At 40.8% G+C, this 21,661-nt stretch carries 19 protein-coding genes, 9 tRNA genes and 1 other annotated feature; of the genes, 4 read left to right on the top strand and 24 right to left on the bottom strand.

Annotated elements, in window-relative coordinates:
• Window positions 1-38: 38 nt before the first annotated feature.
• Entirely contained in the window at window positions 39-494 is a 456-nt protein-coding gene (locus FN031_RS00140; protein ID WP_142556568.1) for a GNAT family N-acetyltransferase, read from the bottom strand.
• A 69-nt stretch (window positions 495-563) separates the two neighbouring features.
• Between FN031_RS00140 and FN031_RS00135 the strand changes: the two genes are divergently transcribed.
• Entirely contained in the window at window positions 564-1,226 is a 663-nt protein-coding gene (locus FN031_RS00135; protein ID WP_142556566.1) for a prepilin peptidase, read from the top strand.
• A gap of 41 nt (window positions 1,227-1,267) precedes the next feature.
• Here the strand turns inward: FN031_RS00135 and FN031_RS00130 are convergent, their stop codons facing one another.
• The 6 genes from FN031_RS00130 to FN031_RS00105 form a co-directional block, all read right to left on the bottom strand.
• A complete protein-coding gene (locus tag FN031_RS00130) occupies window positions 1,268-1,831 on the bottom strand; it encodes an aminodeoxychorismate/anthranilate synthase component II (protein ID WP_142556564.1) in 564 nt (187 codons plus the stop codon).
• Window positions 1,832-1,858: 27 nt separating this feature from the next.
• Complete coding sequence (gene trpB, locus FN031_RS00125; RefSeq protein WP_142556562.1) at window positions 1,859-3,040, bottom strand: tryptophan synthase subunit beta; 1,182 nt, start codon at window positions 3,038-3,040, stop codon at window positions 1,859-1,861.
• A gap of 63 nt (window positions 3,041-3,103) precedes the next feature.
• Window positions 3,104-3,335: a binding site (T-box leader), on the bottom strand.
• A gap of 41 nt (window positions 3,336-3,376) precedes the next feature.
• Entirely contained in the window at window positions 3,377-4,600 is a 1,224-nt protein-coding gene (locus tag FN031_RS00120; protein WP_142556559.1) for a DegT/DnrJ/EryC1/StrS family aminotransferase, read from the bottom strand.
• A gap of 28 nt (window positions 4,601-4,628) precedes the next feature.
• Complete coding sequence (locus tag FN031_RS00115) at window positions 4,629-5,321, bottom strand: sugar transferase (protein WP_142556557.1); 693 nt, start codon at window positions 5,319-5,321, stop codon at window positions 4,629-4,631.
• 105 nt (window positions 5,322-5,426) lie between these two features.
• Window positions 5,427-7,169 carry an ABC transporter ATP-binding protein gene (locus tag FN031_RS00110; RefSeq protein ID WP_142556555.1) on the bottom strand — a complete coding sequence of 581 codons (1,743 nt, stop codon included), beginning with the start codon at window positions 7,167-7,169 and terminating at the stop codon, window positions 5,427-5,429.
• Complete coding sequence (locus tag FN031_RS00105) at window positions 7,159-8,904, bottom strand: ABC transporter ATP-binding protein (protein ID WP_142556553.1); 1,746 nt, start codon at window positions 8,902-8,904, stop codon at window positions 7,159-7,161. The genes FN031_RS00110 and FN031_RS00105 overlap by 11 nt, the downstream gene beginning before the upstream one ends.
• Window positions 8,905-9,166: 262 nt before the next feature.
• Between FN031_RS00105 and FN031_RS00100 the strand changes: the two genes are divergently transcribed.
• Window positions 9,167-9,994, top strand: coding sequence for an exodeoxyribonuclease III (locus tag FN031_RS00100; protein ID WP_142556551.1), 828 nt, complete (start codon window positions 9,167-9,169; stop codon window positions 9,992-9,994).
• Window positions 9,995-10,005: 11 nt separating this feature from the next.
• Complete coding sequence (locus FN031_RS00095; RefSeq protein ID WP_142556549.1) at window positions 10,006-10,392, top strand: bleomycin resistance protein; 387 nt, start codon at window positions 10,006-10,008, stop codon at window positions 10,390-10,392.
• 63 nt (window positions 10,393-10,455) lie between these two features.
• On the opposite strand, the gene FN031_RS00090 is transcribed toward FN031_RS00095, so the two are convergent.
• From FN031_RS00090 to FN031_RS00080, 3 genes are all read right to left on the bottom strand, one after another.
• The gene (locus tag FN031_RS00090; protein WP_006149914.1) at window positions 10,456-10,860 is read right to left on the bottom strand and encodes a PaaI family thioesterase; all 405 of its coding nucleotides are present in this window, start codon (window positions 10,858-10,860) and stop codon (window positions 10,456-10,458) included.
• A gap of 71 nt (window positions 10,861-10,931) precedes the next feature.
• Entirely contained in the window at window positions 10,932-12,410 is a 1,479-nt protein-coding gene (locus tag FN031_RS00085; RefSeq protein WP_142556547.1) for a UDP-glucose--hexose-1-phosphate uridylyltransferase, read from the bottom strand.
• Window positions 12,411-12,428: 18 nt separating this feature from the next.
• Window positions 12,429-13,607 carry a galactokinase gene (locus FN031_RS00080; protein ID WP_142556545.1) on the bottom strand — a complete coding sequence of 393 codons (1,179 nt, stop codon included), beginning with the start codon at window positions 13,605-13,607 and terminating at the stop codon, window positions 12,429-12,431.
• A 164-nt stretch (window positions 13,608-13,771) separates the two neighbouring features.
• Here FN031_RS00080 and FN031_RS00075 point away from each other — a divergent pair, with 164 nt between their 5' ends.
• Window positions 13,772-14,779 carry a LacI family DNA-binding transcriptional regulator gene (locus tag FN031_RS00075; RefSeq protein ID WP_142556543.1) on the top strand — a complete coding sequence of 336 codons (1,008 nt, stop codon included), beginning with the start codon at window positions 13,772-13,774 and terminating at the stop codon, window positions 14,777-14,779.
• 39 nt (window positions 14,780-14,818) lie between these two features.
• Here the strand turns inward: FN031_RS00075 and FN031_RS00070 are convergent, their stop codons facing one another.
• The 14 genes from FN031_RS00070 to FN031_RS00005 all read right to left on the bottom strand — a co-directional run bounded on the left by FN031_RS00070 (window position 14,819) and on the right by FN031_RS00005 (window position 21,606).
• On the bottom strand, window positions 14,819-15,859 hold the full coding sequence (locus FN031_RS00070; RefSeq protein WP_142556541.1) for an alcohol dehydrogenase catalytic domain-containing protein: 1,041 nt from the start codon (window positions 15,857-15,859) through the stop codon (window positions 14,819-14,821).
• A gap of 125 nt (window positions 15,860-15,984) precedes the next feature.
• Window positions 15,985-16,827, bottom strand: coding sequence for an aldo/keto reductase (locus FN031_RS00065; RefSeq protein ID WP_142556539.1), 843 nt, complete (start codon window positions 16,825-16,827; stop codon window positions 15,985-15,987).
• 311 nt (window positions 16,828-17,138) lie between these two features.
• Window positions 17,139-18,659 carry an ABC transporter permease/substrate-binding protein gene (locus tag FN031_RS00060; RefSeq protein WP_142556537.1) on the bottom strand — a complete coding sequence of 507 codons (1,521 nt, stop codon included), beginning with the start codon at window positions 18,657-18,659 and terminating at the stop codon, window positions 17,139-17,141.
• Entirely contained in the window at window positions 18,652-19,380 is a 729-nt protein-coding gene (locus FN031_RS00055; protein WP_142556535.1) for an ABC transporter ATP-binding protein, read from the bottom strand. The genes FN031_RS00060 and FN031_RS00055 overlap by 8 nt, the downstream gene beginning before the upstream one ends.
• A 171-nt stretch (window positions 19,381-19,551) precedes the next feature.
• The gene (locus FN031_RS00050) at window positions 19,552-20,700 is read right to left on the bottom strand and encodes a DUF4767 domain-containing protein (RefSeq protein WP_142556533.1); all 1,149 of its coding nucleotides are present in this window, start codon (window positions 20,698-20,700) and stop codon (window positions 19,552-19,554) included.
• Window positions 20,701-20,812: 112 nt separating this feature from the next.
• A tRNA-Ser gene (locus tag FN031_RS00045) sits at window positions 20,813-20,900 on the bottom strand.
• Between the two features lie 6 nt (window positions 20,901-20,906).
• A tRNA-Ile gene (locus FN031_RS00040) sits at window positions 20,907-20,980 on the bottom strand.
• Window positions 20,981-21,011: 31 nt separating this feature from the next.
• Window positions 21,012-21,082: transfer RNA gene (locus FN031_RS00035), tRNA-Gly, on the bottom strand.
• A gap of 19 nt (window positions 21,083-21,101) precedes the next feature.
• Window positions 21,102-21,174 (bottom strand) — tRNA-Phe (locus tag FN031_RS00030).
• 4 nt (window positions 21,175-21,178) lie between these two features.
• Window positions 21,179-21,252: transfer RNA gene (locus FN031_RS00025), tRNA-Met, on the bottom strand.
• Window positions 21,253-21,266: 14 nt separating this feature from the next.
• Window positions 21,267-21,356, bottom strand: a tRNA-Ser gene (locus FN031_RS00020).
• A gap of 10 nt (window positions 21,357-21,366) precedes the next feature.
• Window positions 21,367-21,440 (bottom strand) — tRNA-Ile (locus tag FN031_RS00015).
• A gap of 13 nt (window positions 21,441-21,453) precedes the next feature.
• A tRNA-Met gene (locus FN031_RS00010) sits at window positions 21,454-21,527 on the bottom strand.
• A 5-nt stretch (window positions 21,528-21,532) separates the two neighbouring features.
• Window positions 21,533-21,606, bottom strand: a tRNA-Pro gene (locus FN031_RS00005).
• Window positions 21,607-21,661: the final 55 nt, after the last annotated feature.

Here is a 21,661-nt window from a genome sequence, read left to right as displayed (position 1 = left end):
AAAATTGTACGGGGACAAATATTGATATAATCTAATTCTTATCTAGATTTTGTCATCATATATTTTCGTACAGGTACTTCAACCATTTGAACGATTTCAAATCCTTCTTTCTGGTAAAGATTGTAAGCTGTTTGATTTGCCTCGTAGACATTTAGAGAAATAGTGTCTATGTCTTCATTTTCAAAGGCCAAACTAACAAATTTCCTTAAAGCCTGGCTACCTAATCCCTGCCCCTGTTTCTGAGGATTGATAAAAAATCTCCCGATATGAAGATTCCTGTCTTCTAGCCTGATTTTCTGGATAAGCCCCACAAACTCTTGTCCATCAAATATTGAAAAAATTCCTTCCAAATCTTGCAAGACTTGAATGGTCAAGGGAAAAGGAATCATTGGTCCCATCCATTGTACTTGAAAGGATTTGCCAAGGGAGTTGGACCATTGACATACGAGCTGAGTGTTTTCTGTGCTCACATTTTCTTCAAAACGAATTGTCATCTTGACCTCACCATCTTATCTGTGTTTCTCCATTATACTATTTCTTCCTTTTTTTCCGAATTAATAAGTATGATTCATTTTTACTTTTTTCTTGTAGGAGTTATTATTGCTTCCTTTCTAGGTCTTGTCATTGACCGCTTTCCTGAGCAGTCTATTATCTTTCCTGCTAGTCACTGCGATTCCTGTCAGACTCGTTTGAGACCACTGGATTTGATTCCAATTGTCTCTCAAGTAGTACATAGCTTTCGTTGTCGCTACTGTAACTCAAGCTATCCCTTTTGGTATGCTCTCTTTGAGTTTGGATTGGGGCTTCTCTTTCTAGCTTTCTCCTGGGAATTTCTAACCTTAGGACAACTTATTCTGATAACTGCTGGCTTGACCTTAGGAATCTATGATTTCCAGCATCAAGAATATCCCTTGCTCGTCTGGCTGACCTTTCACCTAATTCTCATGGTTTGCTGTGGTTGGAATCTAGTTATGATTTTCTTTCTTATTCTGGGAATTTTGACTCACTTTATCGATATCCGCATAGGTGCAGGGGATTTTCTTTTTCTAGCCTCTTGTGCGCTTATCTTTAGTCTGACAGAATTACTAATTTTGATACAGTTCGCTTCAACAACTGGCATTCTAGCTTTTCTCCTACAAAAGAAAAAGGAAAGACTCCCATTCGTGCCTTTCCTCTTATTTGCTACCTGTATGATTATTTTGGGTAAGCTTTTGCTTTTAGGATAGTCAGACTCTCTATGAGAGCTTTTATTTTGTCATCCTATTCCTTAGATAACCTTTTCAATGAAGTTTCTTATGGTTGATAGTCCATCTGGTGTCCCTATACTTTCTGGATGATATTGGAAGCCATAGATAGGGAGCTTCTTGTGTTGAAAACCCATGATAACCTGATCTTCTATCGCACGAGCGGTAACTTCAAAGTCTGCGGGTAATTCCTCCACCATAAGACTATGGTAACGCATGACTGAACAGTTATTCTCTATACCCTGATAAAGAATGGATGGAGCTTCAAATTGGAGCTGACTTTGTTTACCATGCATGACCTTTGGAGCCAAACCTAGTTTTCCACCAAAAGCCTCTGCAATAGCCTGATGTCCCAAGCAAATTCCCAAAATTGGCTTTTTCCCAGCAAAATCTCGAATCATTTCCTCCATTTTTCCAGCATCAGCTGGCCAACCAGGTCCAGGAGAAAAGACAAGAGCTTTTGCCTTTTCTGCTACTTGATAGAGACGAGGATCGTCATTTCTCAAGACCTCAACAGGAGAAAAGGTTCCGATATATTGAGCTAGATTGTAGGTAAAAGAATCATAATTATCAATCAATAAAATCACAATTTTCTCCCTTTAATCTTGGAATGATTAGTTATTTTTAGCTTCAAGGTAGTCTGCAATGGCAGCTACGTCCTTGTCTCCACGACCAGAGACATTGATGATGATAATCTCATCTTTACTTAGTTTTGGTGCGCGTTTGACTGCTTCAGCGATAGCATGTGAGCTTTCAATCGCCGGGATAATTCCTTCTGTTTTACTTAATAAAAGTAAGGCTTGAACAGCTTCTTCGTCTGTCGCTGCTACATATTCTACTCGACCAGAGTCTTTAAAGTAGGCATGTTCTGGACCAACCCCTGGATAGTCCAAACCTGCTGAAATAGAGTATACTGGAGCAAGTTCCCCATCTTCCTTAAAGACTGCATAGGTCTTCATCCCATCAACAATTCCTACGCTACCCTTGGTCATTGTTGCTGCGTGTTTGTCGGTATCTAAACCATGACCAGCAGCTTCTACTCCAACCAATTTGACTTCTTCATCAGCTACATACTGTGAAAAGGCACCGATGGCATTAGAACCACCACCTACACAAGCAATAACGTAGTCTGGCAGACGTCCTTCTTTTTCCAAGATTTGACGACGTGATTCTTCACTGATGACTTTTTGGAATTCATGAACAATCGTTGGATAAGGGTGAGGTCCAACAGCAGAACCTAAAACGTAGAAGGCTTCAAGGTCATTCATCCATGCTCCAAAGGCTGCATCAACCGCATCTTTGAGGGTACGAGTACCAGTTTCAACTGCGTGAACAGTTGCTCCCATCATCTCCATGCGGAAGACATTGAGACGTTGACGCTCCACATCTTCTGCCCCCATATAGACATCACATGCCATACCAAATTTGGCCGCAGCTGCAGCTGTCGCAACACCGTGCTGCCCAGCTCCTGTCTCAGCAATGACACGCTTTTTACCCATTCGTTTTGCAAGAAGGATTTGACCCAAAACATTATTAAGTTTGTGAGATCCAAGGTGGTTAAGGTCTTCACGCTTGAGATAAATCTTAGCTCCACCTAGGTGTTCTGTCAAGCTTTCTGCATAATATAACGGTGTCTCACGACCTGAATAATCCTTCAAGTAATGACGAAACTCAGCTAAAAACTCTGGATCATCCTTGTACTTATCAAAAGTCACTTCCAACTCATCCAACAAAGCCTGAATCGGCTCAGGTACAAAACTACCACCAAATTGTCCAAAATATCCTTTAGTTGTCATAAAATTTTCCTCTTTTCTATTATTTCAAAATATGAAAAAACCCACACACGGAATCCACTTCCATGTGAGGGCGTTCGTAACGCGGTACCACCTCAATTGTAAAGAGACTATCCCCTTTACATCTCTGCCTTGTCTAACAACAAGTTGCACTGTAAGGTGTGCGCACCGAATTTTCATTGTTTCAAATTCATTTTTTCAAATCAGCCCAATTTCACTATTTTCAACCACCTGTTCGCAGCAACCACAGGCTCCCTGAAGATCTAAAATAATTACTTTTCTGATTTGTTGAAATTATTATATGTCATTATCTATTCTTTGTCAATGATTTTTAAACGATTATTTTGAAGAAGCAAGAATTTCTTCAGAAACTCTAACAAAAGTCTCAATGATATAGTCTACTTCTTCATCCGTTAATTTCGTGTGAAGCGGTAATGTAATTTCATTTTCAAAGAAAGCATAAGCTCGCGGATAATCTGCCATGTCAAAGCCAAGATTCTTATAGGCTGTCAAAAGCGGAAGCGGTTTGTAGTGGACGTTACTTGCGATTCCTGCCTTGGCCAATTCTTGAATAATTTGATTGCGTTGTTCGAGATTTGCTCCTTCTACATGGGTGATGTAGAGGTGACGACAAGATTCAACTGCATCTGTCTCATGAGCCAATGGGTGAATACAAGTTCCCGCAAATCCATGGTCATAGCAATCCACGATGTCCTTACGACGTTGTAATAAAGCAGGATAACGGTCCAACTGAACCAGACCAAGCGAAGCCATGATATCCGTCATGTTGCACTTGTAGGCTGGTGTTACGATATCGTATTCCCATGAACCCAGTTGCATCTTGGCAAAAGCATCTTTTGTTTGACCATGAAGGGAAAGGATTTGGAATTCCTTGTACATTTCTTCATCGTCAATCGCTGGATTGGCTTTCCAGGTCGCACTTCCTCCCTCAGCAGTTGTAAAGTTCTTGACTGCATGGAAAGAGAATGATGTGAAGTCAGCGATTGAACCGGCTGGTTGTCCCTTGTAGGTTGAACCTAAAGCATGAGCACTATCAGAGACAATCACAATACGGTTAAAGGCCTTTTGCCACTTGCTAGCAGCTGTAAATAGGTCACGTTTCTTTTCTACAACTTGGAACAAACGGTCGTAGTCACAGATAATACCTGCTAGCTCTACCGGTATGATGACTTTAGTCTTCTCAGTAATAGCTTGTTCCAGTTGATCATAATCCATCTCAAAGGTATCAGCTTGGATATCAACCATAACTGGTGTCGCACCAACGTGAGTAATAACACTGCATGATGCTGTATAAGTCATAGCTGGAACGATGACTTCGTCACCAGGCCCTACTTCAAGCACGCGCAAGATCAATTCAAGGGCTGCTGTTGCAGAGTTGAGGCAGACTGTCTTAGGTGTCTGAGTATAGACAGATAGACGACGTTCTAATTCTTTTGTCTTTGGACCTGTTGTGATCCAACCAGAACGGAGGGTATCTGCTACTTCCGCAATTTCTGCTTCGGTAATATCAGGTGGTGAAAATGGAATATTGTAATTTGGCATTGATTTACTCCTTTAACTTGTGGCTACTTTATTTTAAAACTTCAACGACCGTCTGCAACATGATTTTGATATCACCTATGAAACTAAAATCACGCAGATAGGCTAGGTTAAAGTGCATTTTCTCTGGAAGAACTCTTTCTACATAAGCCTGATCAACTGTCATACCTTTTGCCGTCATTTGACTGATAATAGTATCCTCGTCCTTATAGTTGATACTAGCTAGGGACGTAATTCCCGCCGGCAATAACAAGGTCGCCATCATCTCAGGACTATATTGCTCAGTATAGCGTGGCACTTCAGGTCGTGTTCCTACAAAGGACATTTCCCCTTTGAGGACATTGATCAATTGCGGCAATTCATCCAAACGAACACGGCGGATGAAATTTCCAACTTTAGTGATACGACTGTCATTTGCAGAAGTTACAAGACTTCCTTTTTTATCCGCATCTGTCACCATGGTTCGGAACTTCCAAATTTTGAAATATCTGTTGTACTGGGTTACCCGTTCTTGCTTGTAAATAACAGGCCCCTTACTATCGAGTTTGATCCAGATACTTAGAACAATAAATAAGGGTGAGGTCAAGAACAATAGGACCAATGCTAGTAAGAAATCCAAACAACGCTTGAGGACCAGACTTCCTTTTCTTTGAGAGACTAGCTGGTAGTAGGGTTCAACCTCGCTTAATTGTATCTCGAGGGGTAGTTCATCCCATTTCAGCATGCATATTCTCCTCTGTTTTTAGTATAGTAAAATTTATCAACATCCTTCATTATACCACAAATTAGAAAGCTAGGTGAAAGAAATCTAGCATTTTAAATCTTCCTTTTAAGATAAGGCTCCTGCTTGTAAGCTATACATCTTGTGATAAGTTCCACCTAAAGTCAAGAGCTCCTCGTGTGTTCCACTCTCGATAATCCGGCCCTTATCTAAGACATAGATACAATTAGCATCTTGGATGGTAGAAAGACGATGGGCGATGGCAATGGTTGTCCGCCCTTTTCGCATCTTTTCCAAGGAATTCTGAACCAGAGTTTCTGTTTCCGAATCAATATTGGCTGTCGCTTCATCTAAAATCAAGATTTTAGGCTGACTGGCGACTGTTCTGGCAAAGGCAAGAAGTTGACGTTGACCAGTTGAAAAGCTAGAACCTCTCTCTGAAACAGGAGAGTCATAGCCTTGAGGTAATTCTTGAATAAAAGTATCTGCATCCACAAACTCTGCTGCAGCCTTAACTTCCTCATCGCTAATTTCTTGGTACATGGCGATATTAGACTTGATAGTTCCATGATAGAGGAAGGGTTCCTGCAAGACAAGACCCATGTTTTTTCTTAGTTCTTGATGGCTATAGTTACGAATGTCTACATTATCAATCAAAACCCGTCCTGACTGAAATTCGTAAAAACGCATCAGGACATTGATAATAGAGGACTTCCCTGAACCTGTATGTCCCACAAAGGCAATGGTTTCCCCCTTCTTGACTGAAAAGGAAATATCGTCCAAAATTTGATTTACTCCATCATAGGAAAAACACACGTGCTCAAAACGAATATTTCCTTCTCTGATTGCTAGCTCACTGTCAGCTTGGACAGGTTCATAATTGCTTTGATCAATCAGTGCAAAGACTCGCCCTGCTGATACCATCGAAGTCTGAAGAATTGAGAAGTTTTGCGTGACCTCTATCAAAGGATCAAAGAGACGATTGATGTACTGGATAAAGGCATACATGGTACCTGCTGTCATCCCGATATAGAGGCCTCTATATCCAAAATAGGCCATGAGAACTGCATAACCTAAGAGTTTCAACAAACTCATGGCAGGACGTAAAAAGAGGGCGTCCAAGGCTACTGAACGGTTGGCATAGACGTAGTGTTCTTCATTAATCTCATCAAATTCATCCTGCAGGCGTTTTTCTTGATTAAAGGCTTGAATAATTCGAATACCTTCAATACTCTCTGCCAACTTGCTATTTATATCTGACAAAAAGCTTCTCGTTTTTTCGATGATTTTAACTGATTTTTTTCGGTAGAGATTAACCAAGATAAAAATCAAAGGTAGAAATAGAAGAACCAAACCTGTCAAACGAAAATCCAGGACCATCATTGTATAAAGAGTTGTCACAAAAATAAAAATAGCTGAAATAAAGCTAGACAACAGCCCTGAAAACATATCACTGATGGTCTCTGTATCATTAGTCAATCGTGAAACGATAGAACCTGAAGGTGTCTTGTCAAAATAAGACATGCCTAGTTTTTCCATATTGGCAAAGGCATCTCTGCGAATATCTCTAACAATGCTATAAGATACACGCGCAAAAAGTAGATTACCGATATATTGAATCAGGGTTTGTAGGATATAAAGACCATAGTAGGCTATCAAAACAGTAACAGCAAACTGACTCAGATTCCCCAGATACTGGTCGATAAAGTGTGAAGCAACCAGAGGAATGATACTCTTGATAACCGTTGTTGCTAGGAGAAATGATAGGGCTAGCAGGGTTAAGAGGCTATAGGGCTTGAGATAACCAAGCAATCGTTTCAATACTGTCCATTGTTCTTGCTTATTCTGCATCTTCTTCTCCTTTCATTTCCAATTGTTGGGACTGATAGGTCTGGGCATACCAACCATCCAAGGCTAGTAAGTCCTCATGAGTCCCACGTTCGATAATCTGTCCATTTTGCATAACCAAGATCAAATCAGCGTGGACAACTGCACTGAGGCGATGGGCTGAGATGATCGTTGTTTTGTTTTTGCGAGTGGCTTTAAGATTATCAATAATAGCATACTCGGTCTTGGCATCTACAGCCGATAAGGAGTCATCTAAAATCAAGATATCAGGATTTAAAATCATAGCACGGGCCATGGCAAGACGTTGCTTTTGACCACCAGACAAACTAACTCCCTTTTCACCGATAATCGTATCGAATCCCTGAGGCATATCCACAATATCATGATAAACTTGGGCTAATTTGGTCGCATATTCAACGTCAGATAGAGACAAGTCAGGATTACCAAAACGAACATTTTCTAAAATAGAACTAGCAAAAAGAAACTGGTCTTGAGGAACATAGCCCATGAGACCTCTGAGGTCGCTCAGACGATAGTCTCGTATATCATGCCCATTGAGGTAGATGGCTCCTTGATTGACATCGTACTCTCGTAAGAGTAGCTTCATCAGCGATGTCTTACCTGAACCAGTCTGTCCTACCAAGCCCAGTGTTTGTCCCTTTTCTAGACTAAAGTGAATCCCATGAAGAGTTTCTTCATTTTCATATGAAAAACTATCAATTGCATATTCCAAACGTCCATTTTCAATCTTGGAAATGGGAGCTTCTGGATCTTTAACGAGCGACTCTTGAGACAAGAGATTTTCAATGCGCTGGTAAGAAACCTTCCCTCTTTGAGTGATATTAAAGAGAAAACCAATCGCCATCAAGGGCCAGACCAGCATATCCAAGTAAGAGATAAAAGTGACTAGATTACCGACAGTGACATTTCCTTCTTGGACCATGAAAGAACCAACCAAAAGTGTTAGAACATAAGATAAGCCAACAAATAAGAGAACCATTGGATCAAACAAGCTGTCATATTTCATGGTTTGCAAGTTCTTTTGAAAGGTTAGTTGATTGACTTCTTGAAAAGCATCCAATTCATGGGCTTGATAGCCGAAAGACTTGGTCACCTTAATACCTGATACAGATTCCTGAACCTTGTTGTTAAGTTCAGAAAAAGCTTCCTGAGATTCGTTAAATGCTTTATGGGTCTTTCTTCCTAGACGACTGGTCGCCATAGCCATAAAGGGCAGGGGTAAAATAGCCACCAAGGTCATTTGCCAAGAAATACTAAAAAGCATGGTCAACAAGGTAACAAGTGCAGTGATAGAAGCATCGACAGCTGACATGACTCCTCCACCTGCAAGACGGGTTAGAGCATTGATATCATTAGTCGCATGCGCCATTAAATCTCCAGTTCTATAGGTCTGGTAAAAAGCCGGAGACATCTTTGAGAAATGTTCAAAGAGACGTGAACGCATGATTTGTCCTAATCGATAGGAAGTCCCTAAGATATACATGCGCCAAACATAGCGCAGGTAGTACATCCCAAAGGCCGCTAGGAGTAGATAGATAAGATTCAGCAACAGATCCGACTGAGTCAAATTTCCCAAAGTGATGGCATCAATGACATGTCCCATCACCATGGGAGGAATGAGGTTGAGGACAGCTACCAAACTAAGAGCGACTATCCCAACTAGATAACGGCGTTTTTCTAATTTGAAAAACCACCAGAGTTTTTGAATGATGAACATAAGTTTCCTTTCTAATTGAAAAGGGAAACCTGAGGCATGAACCCCAGGTTTTCTTTATTCATAACTTACAACAAACACTTTTCCTTTATCGTACGCTCCGATAAAGATATTCATTGGAGTAAAATCCTCTTCCTTTTACTCGCCTTCCATAAATTACTCCTTATTATAAACGAAAGAGGGTGTTTTTTCAAACCATACGCTGGGGAAATAGGCCTTTTTTTGGTATAATATAGTCAATAATCTGAATGAAAAAGGAAGTAATATGAAACTTATCTCATGGAATATTGATTCCCTAAACGCTGCACTCACGAGTGACTCTGCGCGTGCGAAATTGTCACAAGACGTTCTCCAAACCTTGGTTGTTGAAAATGCTGATATCATTGCCATCCAAGAAACCAAGCTTTCAGCTACAGGGCCTACTAAAAAACACCTTGAGGTCCTGGAACAACTCTTCCCCGGATATGAAAATACTTGGCGTTCCTCTCAAGAACCTGCCCGTAAAGGCTATGCTGGAACCATGTTCCTCTATAAGAAAGAACTGACTCCAACGATCAGCTTTCCAGAAATTGGTGCACCTTCTACCATGGACTCTGAAGGTCGCATCATCACCCTAGAATTTGATAAATGTTTCGTGACTCAGGTCTACACACCTAACGCTGGTGATGGCCTCAAACGTTTGGAAGAACGTCAAGTCTGGGATGTCAAATATGCAGAGTACTTGGCTCAACTAGATAAGAAAAAACCTGTCCTAGCAACAGGAGACTACAACGTTGCCCATAAGGAAATTGACCTTGCCAACCCAGCCAGCAACCGTCGTTCACCAGGTTTCACGGACGAAGAACGTGAAGGATTTACAAACCTTTTAGCCAAAGGATTTACAGACACCTTCCGCCATATTCACGGAGATATTCCAGAACGCTATACTTGGTGGGCACAACGTAGTAAAACTTCAAAAATCAACAACACAGGCTGGAGAATCGACTACTGGCTCACAAGTAACCGTGTAGCCGACAAGGTTACCAAGTCAGACATGATTGACTCCGGTGCCCGTCAAGACCATACACCGATTGTCATGGAGATTGATTTCTAAGGAGAAAACGAATGGACTATCAAGCTGTCATCCCTGAATTTGTCGTATCGGATATCGAGAAATCGCGTCACTTCTACTGCGACTTATTGGGATTCTCTGTCGAATACGAGCGTCCAGAGGAAAAATTTCTCTTCCTTTCGCTTGAAGACTGCCAACTTATGCTAGAAGAAGGCAACGCAGAAGAATTATCCCAACTGACTTATCCTTTCGGGCGTGGTGTCAATATTTCCTTTGGTATCAAGGATGTCCCCAGACTCTATCAGAAAGTAATCGAGTCTAACTATCCTATTCATCGTCCTTTGACTAAAAGAGAATTTCGTGTTGGTGAACAGTATATCTACCCTCATGAATTTGCAGTTCTAGACCCAGATGGCTATTTTTTAAGATTTAGTGAATAAGATAATAGAGTACTAAACGGAAAAAGTAATTAGAAAAAGAGGCCTGCGCCTCTTTTTTCCCTTCTAAATTCTAATTCTTTTTTCTTCTGAGCGCTCACCTGTTATAAACATGGTAAAGGTTGCTTTGCAGACATTTTTTCCATCTTGGTTGATGAGGTCTACATCGACGACACAGGTGGTGCGTCCTTTATGGACACATTCTCCCTTGATGGTCAATTCATCTCCAAGATATCCTGCTTTTAAGTAATTGATGGAAGACTGTAAGGTTACAACATCTAAATCAAGAGAAATAACGACTAAGCCACTGATTTGGTCACACAGAGTATAAAGATAACCTCCGTGGGCATTGCCATAATAGTTAAGAGAAGAGTTCACGACCTTGGTAGTTACGGTGACACGCCCATCTCTCATCTCCTTGATTTCATAATTTTCAAATGCTGATATGGCATCAAAGTGAAAATCCTTCATACATTCCTCCTAGTCTTTCAAACGCTATCATACTACTTTTTATACTAGTATGCAAGAGGAAGGTCCTGACACTATGGCATAAGTCCAACATGATTTATAAAACGCATAAAGGCTGCTTGTCCTTCTTCTGTTTGTTTGTATACACCTGCATCTTCGAGGACTCGGGCAAAAATCTTCCCGACAGACTCTTTAACGATTTCAAGAGCTTGATTTTTGTCTCTTAAGTCTGGATGTCTTTCTTTCAACTCATCTGCCCATTCTTGGTGATAAGTTGCAACTGAGACATCCTCTCCGACTAGGTAAGCTGCCACCTGCTCTACTTCTTCCTTCAAGCGGGGTGGCAAGATAGCCAAGCCCATGACCTCTATCAAGCCGATATTTTCCTTCTTGATATGTTGGACGTCCTTATGAGGATGGTAGATGCCATCTGGATGCTCTACTGAGGTTTGATTGTCCCTCAAGACCAAGTCTAACTCAAATTGTCCATCTCGTTTACGGGCTATTGGTGTGATGGTATGGTGCGGTGTCCCGTCACTTTCTGCCAAGACCTGCACACTTGGATCTGAGTATTGTCGCCAAGCCAGCAAGATTTTATCCGCTAGCTCTGTCAAATCTTCTGCTGAATCTGAAGTCAATCGAATGACAGACATAGGCCATTGGACAATTCCTGCCCTGACAGACTCAAAACCTGCAAACTTAAATGTCTTTTGTAAAGGTGCTACTTCCATTGGGAAAACATGACGACCACCTTGATAATGATCATGGGTCAGGATAGAACCGCCCACAATCGGCAAATCAGCGTTAGACCCTACAAAATAGCCTGGAAACTGCTCCACAATTGCTAACAAACGTTCGAAACTTTGTCGACTAATGGCCATAGGACAGTGCTGGCTATCTAGGAAAATACAGTGCTCATTAAAGTAAGCATAAGGCGAATACTGGAATCCCCATTCCTGACCAGAAATATCAAAACGAATAATTCGGTGATTGCTTCTAGCTGGATGATTGACACGACCATGGTAGCCTTCATTTTCCATACAGAGCTGACATTGAGGATAGTTACTCGACTTAACCAACTTAGCTGCGGCAATCTCTTTTGGATCCTTTTCAGGCTTGGAGAGATTGATGGTAATCTCAAGTTTACCGTAGTCAGACGGAACACGATAAGCAATATTCTTTGCGATAGCCTTCAGTTTGATGTAGTCATTCTTCTGACTAAGTTGGTAAAAATCTGCAATTGCCTGCTCTGGCGACTGGGCATAGGTATCCCAAAAGTCCCGATTAACCTGACTTGGACAAGGGGTTACCAAGTCCATGAAGTCAGCACCGAGAATCTCACGCGCAGCCTGACTATCTTCAATCGTTTCCAATCGAACGGCTTCCTCGACAAGCTGATCTTTTAGTTCAATCAAGTTATCCTGGTCAGTCTCAACGTCCAAAACTCCTTCACCAACCAAGACCAAAACACGATTGGTTAAATAAATCCGATCTAACTCTTCAAAGCTACTTTCTGCAATGACTTTAGTCACAAATTTTTCTACTAAGGTCACTAGATAACCTCCTTCTGACTATTCAAGAACGCGAGTTCCACCTGCCACTTCAGCGATATAGAAGCTTGGAGCGTAGCCAATGATTTCTTCATAGTGCTTGCCTACAGCTTCTTCAAAGGACTCAACAGCATCCTTTTGAACCAAGGCAATGGCACAACCACCAAAACCTGCTCCTGTCATACGAGCACCGAGAACACCTTCTTGAGCCCAAGCTGTATGAACAAGGGTATCTAATTCCAAGCCAGTTACTTCGTAATCGTGCTCAAGTGAAACATGAGAAGCATTCATCAAACGACCAAACTTGTCCAAATCTCCTGCTTGAAGAGCCGCTTGCGCTCTAAGGGTACGTTGGTTTTCAAGAACTGCATGACGCGCACGTTTCAAACGATTTTCGTCTTTGATGAGGTAGCTGTATTCATCAAAAGCCCACTCATCCAATTCACCCAAGGTTTGAATATTTAAGGCCACTTGGAGTTCTTCTACTGCTTTTTCACACTCAGCACGGCGTTCATTGTACTTAGAATCCGCAAGTTCACGGCGTTTGTTAGTGTTCATGATAACGACAACATTATCCTTCAAATCAAGGGGAACCAAGTCGTATTCTAAACTATTTGTATCCAGATAAATGGCACGTTGGTCTGTCCCCATACCGATAGCAAATTGGTCCATGATACCAGAGTTAACACCAATAAAGTTATTCTCTGTCAATTTCCCGATTTTTACTAAATCTAGACGATCCAATTTTAGGTCAAAGAGGTATTCTGCCACGACACCAGTCAATAGCTCCAAGGATGCAGATGAAGACAAACCAGCACCATTTGGAATATTCCCATAGACATAGAAATCAAACCCTTTATCAATCACATGACCAGCTTCTTGCAAGAAATGTAGGACACCTTTTGGATAGTTAGTCCAGTTGTGCTCTTTCTCAAACTTAAGGTCAGCCAGAGGAACTTCGATAATGCCTTTGTCCTCAAAGTTTGCGGAGTAGAAACGAAAAACTTGGTCATCACGCTTGCGTGCTGCTCCATAAGTTCCTAGTGAAATAGCAGCTGGGAAAACATGGCCACCATTATAGTCAGTATGTTCCCCAATCAAGTTGATACGACCTGGTGAAAAGAAAGTTTGGTCTGCTTCTTGACCAAAAATAGCTAAAAAATCTTTGCGAAGTTCTTCTGCAGTTAAATGTAGTGTCATATGAATTCTCCTTTGACTTTTGGTTAATGTAAGCTTAACTTGTAATCGTTTTCTTCTATTGTACCCAAGGGGTTTGCTTAGGTCAATATTTTTTACCTATATTTTACTAAACAATAGGTAAAAAGAAAGAAAATATGATATAATAACCTAAAAAGGGGGTTACTATGGCTACATTAAAAGATATTGCTCAATTAGCATCTGTTTCAATCGCAACTGTATCCCGTGTCCTTAATCGCGATCAGAGTCTATCTGTCACAGAAGAAACCCGACATCGTATCTTGACAGTTGCTGAAGAGTTAGGGTATACCAAGCATCTCAAAACTGGCCAATCCCATAAACTAAAGCAAAAAATTGCCATCATCCAATGGGTAAGTGAGCAAGGCGAGCTTGAAGATCTCTACTATTATCAAATTCGATTAGGGATTGAAAAAAGAGCCCAGGAATTGGACTATGAAATCTTGCGCTATTTCAATGACCAACCCTTCACGCTTAGTGAGGAAGTCATAGGTATTCTCTGTATTGGAAAATTTAGCCAAGATCAAATCTCTTCTTTTGAAGAATATCAAAAGCCTCTCGTTTTTATAGATAGTGATACACTCTCTCTTGGTCACACCTGTGTTATTACAGATTTTGAAAATGCTATTAAACAAGTAATTGATTTCTACACTGAACATGGCATAAAAAAAATCGGAATCCTTACTGGACTTGAAGTCACAACCGACCAAGAAGAACTCATCCAAGATAAACGTTTAAAATACTATAAATCTTATACACAAGAAAAAGGGATCTATCATGAGGAGCTTGTCTTTCAAGGACAATTTAGTGCCCAATCTGGTTATGATTTAATGAAGGAGGCCATAGATTCCATAGGAGATAAACTACCACCAGCATTTTTTGCAGCTAGTGATAGTCTCGCAATCGGCGCTTTAAGAGCTCTCCAAGAAGCTGGAATCGGACTCCCTGAGCGCGTTAGTATGATATCCTTTAATGACACTATTCTCACCAAACAGGTCTTCCCACCTCTTTCCAGTATAACCGTTTATACTGAAGAGATGGGGCGTACAGGAATGGATATTCTCAACAAAGAAGTGCTCCATGGTCGCAAAGTTCCTAGTTTGACCATGTTAGGGACTAGATTGACATTAAGAGAAAGTACACTAAATTACAAATAAGAAAAACTTACAAAAAAATGGATGCTAGCACCCATTTTTTTATTCAATCACAATTATAGACTTAATAGCCTTACGCTCGTCCATATCTTTATATGCTTGATCAATATCTTCTAAACTATAGCTATCTGTAAAGACACGCCCTGGATTAATATCTCCATCAAGGACAGCTTTTAACAAGATTTGTTTATCGTAAGTTGTTACCGAAGCCGCTCCACCTGCAACTGTTATGTTTTGAGCAAAGGTAGAACCAATTGTACGATTATTGTAGTGTGGTACTCCAACAAAGCCCATTCGTCCTCCATTATGAAGCACTCCTAAAGCTTGGTCAATGGACGCTTCTGTTCCAACACACTCTAGAGCCGCGTCTGCTCCACCACCAAGAATCTCACGGACTTTGGCAATTCCTTCTTCACCACGCTCTTCAACTATCGCTGTAGCACCTGACGCCAAGGCCATTTCCTGACGGTCCTTGTAACGGCTCATGAGGACTATTTGCGAAGCGCCTCTCATCTTAGCAGCAATCACTGCACATTGACCAACTGCGCCGTCTCCAATTACGACAACCTTGTCTCCTGGTTTAACATCTGCCACACGCGCTGCATGGTAACCTGTTGGCATAACATCTGCTAGACTTAAGAAAGATTTGAGCATAGCCTCTGTATAGTCAGAAGGTTTCCCAGGAATTTTGACTAGGGACCAATTCGCATAATGGAAACGAATATATTCTGCTTGAACACCAGTAGACAAGTTGCTATTACCCAAATGACGATCACAAGTTCCATCAAAGCCATCATGACAGGCATCACATTCCCCACAACCATGTGTAAATGGGGCAATGACAAAATCCCCTGGTTTCACTGTCGTGATAGCCTCTCCAATTTCTTCGACAATTCCAATAGCTTCATGACCACTGTTCAAACGGCCTTCTTTTATATTAGGATTACGATATGTCCATAAGTCCGTACCACAGACACAAGTTCTCACGATACGGATAATAACATCATCCGCTTCCTTAATCTGCGGACGTTCCACTTCGACAAGACCAACCTGTCCTGCCTTACTATACACTACTGATTTCATAAAAACAATCCTCTCTGTTTCTTACTAATTCTAGTATACACTTTTATATCCCATATTGTAAGAGGAAAATCTTCCAAAGGAAGTTTTTGGTCGATTATCCCCTATTTGATGATGATAAAATTAGACTAGCTTAAAAAAGATAAAAATCTTTCTGCTGTTTCTGGTTCTTGATGATTATGAAAGAGGGTACTTCCTTGGTCTAATCCTTCTATGCTCTTCATTTCATCTTCTGTTAACTCAAAGTCAAAAATATCAAAGTTCTCTTCCATTCGTTCTTTACGAACAGACTTAGGAATGACAACCACATCACTTTGAAGTAAGAAACGTAGGGCTACTTGGGCTACGGATTTGCTATATTTTTCCCCAATTTCTTTCAAGAGAGGAGTATTGAAGAAATCATTTTTGCCTTCAGCAAAAGGGCCCCAAGATTCAATTTGACAATTATACTTCTCCAAATACTTTTTGGCTTCTTTTTGTTGATAGAATACATGGGTTTCTATCTGATTGATAGCTGGCTTGATCTCCACAAAATACTGAAGATCAATAAAGCGATTTGGTGAAAAATTAGAAACACCAATGGCACGGACCTGCCCTGCCTTATAGGCTTCTTCCATAGCTCTGTATGTGCCATAGTAATCACCGAAAGGTTGGTGAACCAACAAAAGATCAATATAATCTGTTTGAAGTTTTTTTAAGGATTCTTCAATCGAAGCCTTGGCCTTTTCATAGCCTGCATTCGAAATCCAAATCTTTGTCGTAATGAAGAATTCTTCACGTGGAAGACCCGATTCCAAGATAGCTTCCCCTACACCTGCTTCATTGCCATAGATTTGAGCGGTATCAAAAGAACGATATCCAACCTCGATAGCATCAAGAACTGCTCGCTTTGTTTCATCTACCGGAGTCTGAAAGACTCCAAAACCTAATTGAGGCATTTTGACATTGTTGTTTAAGGTCTTGTAATACATATTTTTTCCTTACTACTTTTGATACTTTTAGTTTACACTCAATTTGAAGATTTGTATACTACAACACCTCCCATCTTCTTCAGTATTTTGTTTCGATTATTTCTTTATTCCTATGGATAATAGAAGTAAGAACATCTGTTACGGAGCCTACTGGAATGCAAAACAGAAAGGAATCTTTAAAAAATCTCACCTTATCATCAGAATTTCACTAGCTGTCTTGTTAACACTTATACTACTTTTAATCTAATACAAAAACCCTATCCTGTCTTAAGCAAGATGGGTTTTTTGTTAGTATAAAGTTATTTCTATATTTATTTTTGAAGTATTCCTTCTTGAAGGAGAAAATCACGTGCCACTTCTTCAGCTTTTTGTCCTTCCACACCAACCTGATAATTCATCTGACTCATCTGACTCTCGGTGATTTTACCAGCTAACTGATTTAATACAGCTTCCAATTCTGGATGTTTTTTCAGTAATTCTTCCTTCATCAACGGTGCCCCTTGATATGGCGGGAAGAGTTGTTTATCATCCTCCAGAACCACTAAATCATAGCGAGCAATTTCAGCATCTGTTGAGTAAGCATCTGTAATTTGAATGTCCCCTGACTGGATGGCTTGGTAGCGAAGAGCTGGCTCCATGGTTGCCACATTGAGATTCAATCCATAAACAGACTGCAAGCCCTTGTTTCCATCCTCACGGTCATTAAACTCCAGAGTGAATCCCGCCTTGAGCTGTCCTTCTACTTTTTTCAAGTCTGAAATCGTCTTAAGCCCATATTCTTGCGCAATTTTTTTAGGAACTGCTATAGCATAAGTATTTTGATAAGCCATGGGTTTAAGAAAGGCTAGTTGATCCTGTTTGGCAATACCATCACGAGCTACCTCGTAAACCTTTTCTGGGTCATGCTCAATTTGTGGAGATGATTGGAGGAGACTCTCTGTCACTGTTCCAGAAAATTCTGGATAGATATCAATGTCCCCTTTTTTCAGCGCTTGGTAAAGAAAGTCTGTCTTCCCAAAATTGGGTTTAACCGTCACCGTCATATCCGTATTTTCCTCGATGAGAAGTTTATACATATTCATGAGAATCTCAGGTTCAGGTCCTAACTTCCCAGCAATGACGAGATTGTCTTTCTCATTATGTGGAATGATGCTTGGAACATAACTAACTCCCAAACCAAGGACCATGACAGCAAAGGTCGAAACAATAGTACGCAACTTTGCCTTTTCCAACCATTTGAGTATGACATTAAAGAGAATGGCCAAGATGGCTGATGAGATTGCTCCGATTAAAATGAGACTAGCATTCCGACGATCAATTCCCAAAAGGATAAAGGAGCCCAATCCACCAGCTCCCACAAGAGCTGCTAGAGTAGCTGTACCAATGATCATAACGGTCGCTGTTCGAACCCCCGATACAATGACAGGCATGGCAAGTGGAATTTCAAACTTCTTGAGTCGCTCCCACTTGGTCATCCCAAAAGCAATCCCTGCCTCCTCAAGACTAGGATCAATGCCATTCAGGGCTGTGATTGTATTTTCTAAAATTGGGAAAATAGCGTAAATGACAAGAGCTGTGAGTGCTGGTAAGGTTCCAATCCCCATGAAAGGAATAAAGAGCCCCAACAAGGCCATTGAAGGAATGGTCTGGAAGATACCTGCAACTTGTAGCACCCAAGTCGCTACTTTTTTGTGACCATTTAGATAAACCGCAAGTGGGATGGTCAGAAAAATAGCGACCAATAAGGTCAGAAGAGATAATTGCAGGTGTTGACCCAGAGCTGTTAACCAATCACTAAATCGCTCCTGAAAGGTTGAAATGAAATTAGACATGAAGGCCACCTCCAAACAAGTTTGCTACAAAGTCTGTCGAAGGTGCTTGTAAAATTGTTTCAGGGTCAGCAACCTGACAGATTTCCCCATCCTTCAATACTGCAATTCTATCTGCTAATTTCACTGCCTCGTCCGTATCATGAGTAACAAAAATAATTGTTATCCCAAATTCCTGATGCAAGGCCTTTGTCAGATCTTGGAGATGTTTTCTTGAGATGGCATCTAGAGCAGAGAAAGGCTCATCCATAAGGAGAATCTTGGGTTGTCCAATTAAAGCACGAACAATCCCTACCCTTTGTTGCTCTCCTCCCGATAACTCACTAGGCATGCGCTTTGCATACTCTACAGCAGGCAGACCCACCTTGTCCAATAGTTCTTCTGTTTTAGAGGCGATTTGTTCCTTGCTCCAGCCCTTCATCTCAGGAATAAGGGCAATATTTTCAGCAACTGTTAGATTTGGAAAAAGAGCAATAGCCTGTAAGACGTAACCTATTGATAGACGGAGTTCCCGTTCATCATAGTCCTTGATCCGTTTTCCATCCATATAGATATTGCCATCAGCCGGTTCCAAGAGACGGTTAATCATCTTGATCATGGTGGTCTTTCCAGATCCTGAAGGACCCACTAGCACCATGAATTCTCCATTTTCAATGCGGAGATTGACATCCTTTAAAATGTCCTTATCCGTGTAGCGCAAGGCTACATGTTTGTATTCAATCATATTCTTCCTCACCATCTCCTTAAAAGCTAAGATCCTTATCTCACTTTTTATAAGAGTGTAATCATTATTATAATATTGTAATACTAGATATTACATCTGTCAACGATTTTGATTTGAAATCATATATAAGAAAAAGAGCTTGGCTAAGGCCAAACTCTCCATTATGATTGATTATTCTTCTTCCACCAAGCGTTTAAACTCTGCCTGGATTTCTGTATTTTCTGTCGGTTTTAAGTACATGACACCACCATTTGTTGTTGGTGAATGAAACACAATCGCTTCTCCTGTGTTGGTTATCGCAAAGAAGTAACTATGCACATCCGGGTATTTATCCCAATTACTATAACGCTCTACAATTCGGTACTGGGCAGTTCCTATCCCATTATCCGAGTATTCGGCATTCATTTTTTCACTTGGTCCATTACCAAAAGTATAGAGATTATCTGGACCGACATCTCCTCCCGATATTCCCTTTTTGTAATTCGGTTGGCCAAGTCTTTCGCCCCACCCTTTTATGAAGTCTTCTAATTTAGCAGATTTGTTGGCATTCCAAGGAGCTTTTTGTTCAGTTTGAGAACTATTTATACTACCAGAAAATTCAAATTGTTGCCAATCAAAATCACGTATATCAATTATTTCAGATTCTGATTTACCAAAAATATCATGCAAGGAATTATTTCCTGGCACTTTAATATCTTGTTCTTTTACTATAGAAGCGGCTTTCTGGTTTGGATTGAGTTGATAGAGAACTCCCCTACCTTCTCCGGTTCCAGAAGACCAACTCAATTCAAGAACCTCTCCACCTTTATAGATAGTCGTAGTATTCCTAGCTCCACCATGTCCAGCTACATATCCCTCAGATAAAAGTAATGGTTTATCATTCTCTAAGTAATAAAAGCCTGATATAGAGTAGCTTCCATCTGATTGCTGGACTCCAATAATTAGCTCCTCAACGCTATCTTCATTCAAATCAACATAGGCATAACGAAGTTTATCAGAGTTAAAAACAGAATTTTCAACAACCCAGCTGCCAATTGGTCGTTTAGTAGCACTTAAACTATTATAAAGCGAAGGAATTAAAGAGAGGTCTTTGGGTGAAGAAAATATCTTTCTATAACTATCGAAAACAGGCTGATAAAGATAACGAAAGAATTGTTTTTGATCCTCAGTCGAGTTAACACTAGTTAAAGTAGATTGACTTGTTGACGTTACTAAACTAGAATTCTGACTAAAATTATCTGACTTAGTAAAACTACACCCAAATAAAAATAAACTTAGCGAAATAACAAAAAAGAAAACTACTAAATATTTAAATTTCATAAACACTCCTTAAACATAAAATAGGACTAAAACTAGTTATAGTATAACAAAAATTAAATAAAGTAAGAAGCAAGAAGAAAATAAAAAAAAAGAGCTAAAAGCTCTTTAATGACGGAGAATAAGGGATTCGAACCCTTGCGCCAGTTACCCGACCTAACGATTTAGCAAACCGTCCTCTTCAGCCTCTTGAGTAATTCTCCTATTAATGGGCACGAGTGGACTCGAACCACCGACCTCACGCTTATCAGGCGTGCGCTCTAACCACCTGAGCTACGCGCCCAAGTAAAAACTTGGTAATGAACAAAGTTCAAAGCGGGTGACGAGAATCGAACTCGCGACAACAGCTTGGAAGGCTGTAGTTTTACCACTAAACTACACCCGCATAAAATAATATAAAAATATGGCGCGAGACGGAATCGAACCGCCGACACATGGAGCTTCAATCCATTGCTCTACCAACTGAGCTACCGAGCCAATATTGCGGGAGCAGGATTTGAACCTACGACCTTCGGGTTATGAGCCCGACGAGCTACCGAGCTGCTCCATCCCGCGTTAATTATAAATAAAGGAGGATGTGGGATTCGAACCCACGCACGCTTTTACACGCCTGACGGTTTTCAAGACCGTTCCCTTCAGCCGGACTTGGGTAATCCTCCATAATTTCAATGGACCTTGTAGGACTTGAACCTACGACCACTCGGTTATGAGCCGAGAGCTCTAACCAGCTGAGCTAAAGGTCCAACAAGATCAATATAGCGGCGAAGGGGATCGAACCCCCGACCTCCCGGGTATGAACCGGACGCTCTAGCCAGCTGAGCTACACCGCCATCAATCGGGAAGACAGGATTCGAACCTGCGACACCTTGGTCCCAAACCAAGTACTCTACCAAGCTGAGCTACTTCCCGAAGTAAATAAAAAAATGCACCCTAGAGGAGTCGAACCTCTAACCGCCTGATTCGT

The sequence above is a fragment of the Streptococcus mitis genome (genome assembly GCF_902159415.1).
Classification (GTDB): Bacteria; Bacillota; Bacilli; order Lactobacillales; family Streptococcaceae; genus Streptococcus; species Streptococcus mitis_BG.
This window is presented reverse-complemented; position numbering and strand designations above follow the sequence as displayed.